The sequence below is a fragment of the Novipirellula sp. genome (assembly GCF_041583735.1).
Lineage (GTDB): Bacteria > Planctomycetota > Planctomycetia > Pirellulales > Pirellulaceae > Novipirellula.
This window is the reverse complement of sequence record NZ_JBFHFD010000408.1, coordinates 1-7,959: the sequence shown is the minus strand read 5'-3', so window position 1 is coordinate 7,959 and position 7,959 is coordinate 1. Positions and strand designations below refer to the sequence as shown.

6 protein-coding genes are annotated in these 7,959 nt (G+C 53.2%); 2 read left to right on the top strand and 4 right to left on the bottom strand.

The genetic code is table 11. The annotated features are described in order from the left end of the window. The coding region (locus ABX962_RS24140; RefSeq protein WP_372723059.1) for a stage 0 sporulation family protein at positions 1 to 564 on the top strand (564 nt) is incomplete at its 5' end. 42 nt (positions 565 to 606) lie between these two features. Here the strand turns inward: ABX962_RS24140 and ABX962_RS24135 are convergent. The 4 genes from ABX962_RS24135 to ABX962_RS24120 form a co-directional block, all read right to left on the bottom strand. Next, positions 607 to 2,487: a CRTAC1 family protein gene (locus ABX962_RS24135; protein ID WP_372723057.1), complete on the bottom strand. Its 1,881-nt coding sequence runs from the start codon at positions 2,485 to 2,487 to the stop codon at positions 607 to 609. 96 nt (positions 2,488 to 2,583) lie between these two features. Then, entirely contained in the window at positions 2,584 to 5,412 is a 2,829-nt protein-coding gene (locus ABX962_RS24130) for a tetratricopeptide repeat protein (protein ID WP_372723055.1), read from the bottom strand. 403 nt (positions 5,413 to 5,815) lie between these two features. Next, entirely contained in the window at positions 5,816 to 6,244 is a 429-nt protein-coding gene (locus ABX962_RS24125; protein ID WP_372723053.1) for a hypothetical protein, read from the bottom strand. 280 nt (positions 6,245 to 6,524) lie between these two features. After that, positions 6,525 to 6,989, bottom strand: coding sequence for a fasciclin domain-containing protein (locus ABX962_RS24120; protein WP_372723061.1), 465 nt, complete (start codon positions 6,987 to 6,989; stop codon positions 6,525 to 6,527). Positions 6,990 to 7,496: 507 nt separating this feature from the next. On the opposite strand from ABX962_RS24120, the gene ABX962_RS24115 reads away from it, so the two are divergent. Then, entirely contained in the window at positions 7,497 to 7,730 is a 234-nt protein-coding gene (locus tag ABX962_RS24115; RefSeq protein WP_339943801.1) for a hypothetical protein, read from the top strand. Positions 7,731 to 7,959: the final 229 nt, after the last annotated feature.

Here is a 7,959-nt window from a genome sequence, read left to right as displayed (position 1 = left end):
CGTTTGAATCTGCAAATGGATGTCGTCGACGCCGAACGGATTTTGGGTGGCGAACGGATGGTGGTTTACTATTTGGCCGAACAGCGGATCGATTTCCGTCAACTCGTTCGTGATTTGGCAGGCCATTTCCAAACGCGGATCGAGATGCGGCAAATCGGAGTTCGCGACGAAGCGAAACTGTTGGCCGATTACGGCGATTGCGGACAACCCATTTGTTGCGCCAACCATCTCAGCAAGATGCCACCGGTATCGATGCGGATGGCGAAACTGCAGAAAGCGACGCTGGACCCGACAAAAATCTCAGGCCGCTGTGGTCGTTTGAAATGCTGTCTTCGATACGAGTTTGACACGTACGAAGAACTGGCCGCAGAACTGCCGCCGGTGGGCAGCCAAATTTTGACGCGTGACGGCAGTGCCACCGTGTTAGGCCAAGACATCCTGTCGCAACAACTGGCGATCAAGACCGAAGATGGCCGCCGCATCATGTTGGCGGGATCGGACGTCATCTCGATCACCAAACGAGGCAGCAACGAAAAAAAGTCTCACGGCAAAAAGAAGAAGTAGTAACCCTCGTTCCTATGGCTCCGGCCCGCGGAACAAGTCGACTCATTTGGTTTGACGCACGACATGCGTTTGATCGATGTCGACCGATCCTAAATCTTGCCGTTGCCCATCCGGCCACTGGATCGTCACATTGTCGATCGTTTCGGCATCGGCCAATCCAAACGTGACCGGCAATTCGACTTGCGACAGATAGCTGCGTGTCGGCATCACTTGTTTGCGAAACACTTCGTCGCCGACGGTCAATTCGACCCAAGCGCCGATCGCGTCGCGGTTGGACTTCACTCCGTCGCCTTCGAGACGAAAGCGAACGTAGTGATGTTTTAGATCAAGATCGTTTCTCAACAGCCGTGGTTTACGCCCGGTTGCCGTGACCAAAACATCCAAATCGCCATCGTTATCAAAATCGAGATACGCGGCTCCGCGTCCGACCATGGGTCTCAGCAAATCCTCGCCACAGTGCGCGGCATCGACTTTGACAAACTCGGTCCCTTGTGTCGAACCCGCATTCCAAAACAGTTGAGGCGGTTGTTCGTAATGTTGGCTCGGTTGCACCCGATTGATGTCTTCTTCCAAGTGTCCGTTGGCACAAAACAGATCCAAGCGGCCATCCAAGTCATAATCAAAGTAGAAGATTCCAAAGGTCAATTCCAATCGCGTGCTGGGGCCAAGCCCGGTGGAGATGGCTTCGTCAAAAAATTGCATCCGACCTCGTTTAGAAACATACAACGCGGTCATTTCGTTGGAAAAGTTTCCAATCGCCACTGCCATCGCTTTGCCTTTTCGCAGCGGCGTGACGTCGATTCCCATCGCCCCGCGCGCGTTGCCGCCCGAATCGAAGGCAATTCCCGACAACACTCCAAACTCTTGAAATTTGCCATCGCCGGTGTTGCGGAACAACAGGTTCTGTACCGTGTCATTGGAAACGATCAGATCGAGCGTTCCGTTTTCGTCGAGGTCACAGATAGCAACCCCCAGTGATTTTGCCAATTGAACGCCCGTAGCGGGATTTCGCACCTGAACCCCCGCTTCGGCCGAGACATCGGTAAATTTGCCGTCCCCTTCATTGCGGTATAAGTAAGGAAAGGAGCCTTCAAAATTTTGAGGGCGGCCATAGGCACGTCCGCCGCCGACCAGTTGAAAATTCTGGGCTTGATCGTATTGGCGAGTCCACTGGACATAATTGGCGACGAACAAATCCAAATCGCCATCGTTGTCGTAATCAAACCAGCCGGCCCCGGTGCTCCAGCGATCATCGTCACCACCGACGCCCGCGACTTCAGTCACCTCTTCGAAATTGCCCTCACCCCGATTGCGGAACAACCGATTGGTTCCCAGCGCCGTGATAAAGACGTCGACATTTCCATCGTTGTCATAATCACCCACGGCGGCTCCCATTGCGTACGCGGAAACATCCAGCCCCGAACCCGCAGTGACATCGGTGAAATGTCCGTCGTCGTTGCGATACAGCGCCATTGTGCTTTGCGAATCCGAGTCTGCTTTGCCGCTTTCGAGATCCCAGTCCCAGTTTTTTGAATTGACGAACAAGACATCTTGATCGCCGTCGTTATCAAAATCGAGCACCGCACAACCGCCTCCCATCGTCTCGGGAAGCAGCTTATCGCCCGTCGCTCCGTTGTTGTGGACGAAATCGATACCGACCTCGTCGGTGACATCGGTGAAGATGACTTTGGGAATTTCCACTGGTGAAACTTCGCGAATTTTCACCGGAGCCAGTTTTGTCTCGCGCACCTCCGGCGCTGGTTCTGGACGCGAAAACAGATAAACGGCAACACCGCCAACAACGATTAACATGGCGATCGCGACGAGCGAAATTCGAAACGCATGTCCGATCACCGCGTCATCAAGATGTTCGGCTTCGTCTTGGATTTCTGAATTATTGTTTTTCAAATGATTCTTATTCATATTCAGTCAAGGTTGGGTTAGTAATTGGTTTGACGTTCTCGGCGATCGAAACGCCGTTTCAGCGTCGACGTAAGATCCCAGAGCAATCAACGACGATTATTCCGCAGACCGCGTCAGCGAATACTTCACCACCGCTTCGGCAGCATGGTTGGCGGCAGGATATTTTTCGCGTGCCAATCGAATCGCTCGGCTTTGGGCGTTGTCGTCGGGTTTATATCGCAGGTGCAGTTTGCTGTGTTTTTCTGACAGCGTTTCGTCGCCGATCTTTTCGTACAACTGCTGCAAATTGTGATGCGCCGAAACGTTTTCGGGATCGATCTCCAGTGTCGTCTTGAATTGCTGAATCGCTTCGTTGACATACTGCTGCGATTCCTGCTGTCGCCCTTGACGTTCGCGAACCTTGCTGAGATCAAACAACGTTTGTCCGAGCAGATTGATGACTTCGATATCTAAACTGAAATCAAATCCACGTCGCTGCATTTCTTCGGTATTGTCTTCGAGCACGCTGCGAAGGTTTAGCGCCGCCTCTTCCAGACGACCTTGTTGAGCATTAATTTCGCCTGACAGCCAAGCCCAAGTCCAACGAGGAAAGTCGGGCTGGTCTGCGTACTGGTTTGCACGGTTCAGTGCCTGGACCGCTTCATCCAAACGTCCTTCGGTGTTCAGCACACGAGCCAAGTTGAGTGGGCCATCGTAGCGGTCTAGTTTTTCCACTTCCTTGAACGCTTCTTCGGCTTGCCGCAATTCTGCTTTGCCCTTCAGCAGCAGTCCGATTCCATAGTCATTCCAACGCTGCCACTCGGGGATATCACGTTTTGGATTCGTAACTTCGGCCTGCACGCCTGCGACCGGAAAAGTGATTGAGTCGGTGGCCATCGTCACGATTGGCAAGTCGTTTCGGTACTCTTTGCCCGGCTGGTGACCACGAATGATCTGGCCCAGTTTTTCGTTTTCGTTGGCGACGATATTCATGTAACGTTGGTCAAATTTCCGGTACTGAACCTTCACTTCGACCGTCACCGGCGCGTCAAGATCGTCGGGAAGTTCCAGTTCGTAGTGAACCGTTTGTCCGGCGCCAGGTGGAATTTGGTGATTGTAAAGCGGCGTGAAAATGTCTTCCGCGTTACGACGGTCAATTCGATTGCCATCTTTGTCGAGCATAAAGACGTTCAAGAAATGGGCCCACGGATCGACTTCGTTGAACTTGTCTGCATTCACCGCGCCGCTGCGCCCGATCACACGATCGTCACTGGTGACGGTGACCTCGAGCCAAACTTCGTTCGAATCCACCGTTCCTTGCGTGAACAAATGTCCGAGTTTCAGCGTTCGCACGACAGCGTCAAGCAAATAGGTTTCGCCTGGCTTTAACGTCGGGACGTTGGGGCGAAGCGGAGCGGTCAGCTTGCCATCAATCTCACCGCCCTCGCGAATCCCGAACAAGTCCACACGGACATTGTCTTGGAGGAATTCGCGATGAGCTTCGATCACATCCTCGGCGCCGCGAAGCCATGCGATGCCGGTGTTGGCCGAAGGAAACATGTGATCGTGAACACTCAACTGTCCGGTAGCCGGATCAACTTGAGCGCCGAAGTCGTCCGAAGCGACCCGCGGCATGTGGCATTCGTTGCAATTGTGCTGAGCCTTCGGTGGGTAATAGAAACTGCGGGCACCGTGTCCCGAAACCCCGCTAAACAAGTACGAATCGTAATGGTTTTGTCCGCGAAGAAAGTCTTTGTAGTGATTCAGTGCGAGCGGCAAATGCACCTTGTGACAGGTCGAACAGAATTCAGCCGTTTTGTGAAAGGGTTTCAAAAATGTTTTTTTATGGAAGGACGGTTTTGCTTTGACTAATTGGTTGTTCACCCACTGCAGCACCGCATTGTCGCTGAACGCAAACGGATAGTGCAGCGGTTCTTCGATCGTGTAGTCGGCATTGCCTTTGACGCTATTGACGTGGGTGATCGCGTGGCAAACCGTACAGGTGATCCCTGCTTGCGATGTCGCGTGTCCGAGCATGTCAAAATTGGGATCGTCGAATGCGCCTGAAAAGAACGGCACCGGGTCGTGGCAACCGGCGCACCATCGCGACGCTTGAACCGAACCATCACGCTGCATCGACAGCGCGCGGGTTCCCGTGACGCTGGCCAAATAGGGCGGGTTATTAAACGAGCTGAACTTGTGAACGCTGTCGCTCCACGCTTTGTGCACATCGGCATGGCATTTCAAACAATACTCGTCCTGCATCATCGTGTCCGCAGGAATAAAGTTCCCGCTCGCGGTTCGGGCCAACGAGGGCTCGAAATATTGTGCCCCCGAACTCGGTCCCTTGGCATTCCAGTTTCGCGGATCTTGCATTTGAGCGATCGCGAGAGCCAAGATGGAAACGGCGGCGGCTGCGGCAAACCCCAGCCCGACTCGCCATTTGATCTTTGGCCCTACCAAGCGATGCAACCAATACAGCCAGATCACAATCAGGGGACAGGCGACATGCAACCAGTAAACGGTACTGCGAGCCAGAGGCTGTTTCAAATCAAACCCACTCACTCGCATCAGCAAAATACCGCTAACAAGAATCAAGATGCTGGTGGCAAACAACGCATACCCGATCCGCAGTGCCCGGCGGTTACGTCGCGTGCGGGTGTTCCACATATGAACCAACCCAAACACGACCAGCGGAACAATCAACAGCAACCCCATCACCAGATGGGCGAGGAACATGTATTGGTAGTAATAATCTTGATACGTTTCGCTGTTCTTCCACTCCAGGAAGGTAATCAGCGAAAGGTAGCCGGAATTCGCGTAGAGCAATGCGACGAGCGCAAAGACGATATACAGCAGCTTGCGAAGTCGCGGCCCCACAGCGCGCACATACTTCTTCTTTTTAACAGCCGCAGCTGAACCGCTGTTCACAGTGGCACTAGACATATATTTTTCACTTCATGGATTTGCTGATTCGTAAGGTCCAGGTGATCATCCCGCAGGATGTTCACGTTCCGCAGGTTGGCATGAGCGGGCAGTTAATCGCGTGAGCGGTGACGCGTGAGTGGCCGAAGCTCGAGCACTGCACTCGTAAGCGACGGGGTCTGCACTCGAACGATTCAATCGCTGCAACCGGACGGCTCGCGCCGTCCCGCTAGACCTAATGCATGCCATCGGGTTCACAAACGCGATTCGCCGACCTGGCTTTGCGATAAGTCGTTTCGCGCACGCGCCCGGCATGCAGAACAATCGCCGATGCAACGAGACGCTCTGCTCGACGCACCCATCAAACGGACAAGCATGCCAAACAAACGCCAACGCGGAAAATAGAGTGAGAGACTCTGGGACGCTAGACTTCGGGAGGACGTTCGATCGTGAGCTGATTACCTGCGGGTAATCTGATCTTGGATTCGGTGCCTCGGCGAGTGATTTCAAACTCATGTACAGAGGAAACCATCACCCAAAAAGCGAGATCGGGAAGTCGCTGGTCGTTGACCGGCGATGCGGGTAACGGCAGCGGTGCTAAGGGAGCCTGTTCACAGTGCAGACCGCGACAAGGACTTGGTTGTGAATCGCGTGCGTGCGATTCGTCCGCCACTTGCAAGTTCCTTGCACCGTCAAAACCGGCATCAGACGCAGCCGTCGTTTGCGACGTGTCATCCAAAGCCGTTGCACCCGGATGTGCCAACCAATCGCCACAGCTTCCCCGTGCTGACGACGACGCAACGGCGCCAGCCGACAGAATTAGGGCAAACAGCAAAACAGCGAGACGTGACATAGACGATTGTGGCAAAATGGGGTTGTGGTGTTAGAGTAGCGAGAAAACCCCTCACTGTCAAAGTAAGGGCGTTGTGAATAACGCTATTTCACATCCCGATCGTCCAAAGTCTCAAGAAAGTTTGTCGATCCTTGCGGCCGTCCGAAACGCTTGGCGAGTTTGGCTTCGATGATCCCTTTGGCTTTGTTGATCACGCTGACAAAAAAAAGCCTCGCTCATCCCTTCTAGCGGGACGACCGAGGCAGCATATTTGGAATCGGTCGCGAACGCGACGAGCCAATTATTTGTCCGAAGGCAACAAGACCGAATCGATCACGTGGATCACTCCGTTGGATGCTTCGATATCCGTTTTGACGACCTTCGACTTATTCACGGTCACGCCGTCGCTGCCGGTACTGATTTTGACCGATTGTCCTTGGACGGTTTTGGCTTCGTCCAACTTGACGACGTCTGCCGCCATCACTTTGCCAGACACGACATGATATTTCAAAATCGAAATCAGCTTGTCTTTGTTCTCTGGCTTCAGCAGCGATTCGACCGTCCCCTTGGGTAGTTTGTTAAACGCATCGTTGGTCGGTGCGAACACAGTGAAGGGACCTTTGCTGCTGAGTGTCTCGACCAGTCCGGCTGCTTTCACAGCAGCAACAAGCGTACTAAAGTCCTCGTTGCCCGCAGCGATATCGACGATCGTCTTACCGGGCGAAGCGTCAGCTTCTTTGGCAAAACTAAAACTTGGGACAGTCATCACAGCCACGGCGGCAACCATTGCAACGAAATTTCTCATCTTACGATTCTCTTTAAATTGTTTTTGGTTTCGATCCAACACGAAATCGTGAACAAATGCACCCGAGCCGATGGCTACGAGGTCAGCGCGACAACACGATCGCAACACGAATCGAGTTGGATTCAGAAAGAAACAGAGACACAGGGATCGCCCTTCTGGGCAATCCCTATCGCATCGTGCAGGGTCTGCTGCCGGCTAGCAGAGTGCGTCCTTTGCACACGGAAATGTTAGCGGTCGGTCAATGGCTTTTTAGAAGAATTATTCGTTTTTTGCGGGTTGAGCGACGAGGATTGCTCTCGCCTCCGCTGGGTGGCCCCGAAAAACATTGACAGGGGGACCGATTCCACTTATACCAGTCCCATCGTTGTGTGAAACGATTTGACACATGGAAGCTCTGCTTCGCTCTGGTGGTCAAAACGTCGATCCAAAGCTTCGTTTATTGTTCCCGATTGTGAGCAGGGTGTTCTATTGCTTTCTCTTCCTTCGTCTTTGTTGGCGCGTCGTGGTGGTGGGATTGGTCGACTTGTAGGCTGGTTTATCCGCATCGTGATTTATGATATTTGCATTACCGGCATCTCGGATATCTTGGGTGTGTCGCGGATGGTCGCGTTGTTCATCTTCCTTGGAATCCTTGGTGTGATTGCGTTTGTCGGTTATCTGCTACGCAACAAGTACGCGACCGATACCGCCGACGATTTTTAATTTCGTCGCGTGCTGCTAGCGGGCTGTTGATTTATTGAGCCGTGACGCATGAGCGGCCGGGTGCCACGCATCACCCGCTGCCCTTGCGGCCCGCGGCTAACGAACCGACGCAGTTTAAGGTCACTAGCTCTTGTGCAACTTTCCATGTCTTGTTGAAGCCTCTGAAACACGAGCGTTCAGATCGCTCCACAAAAATCTATGGATTTCCGCGTTAACCACGCTCCTGTTT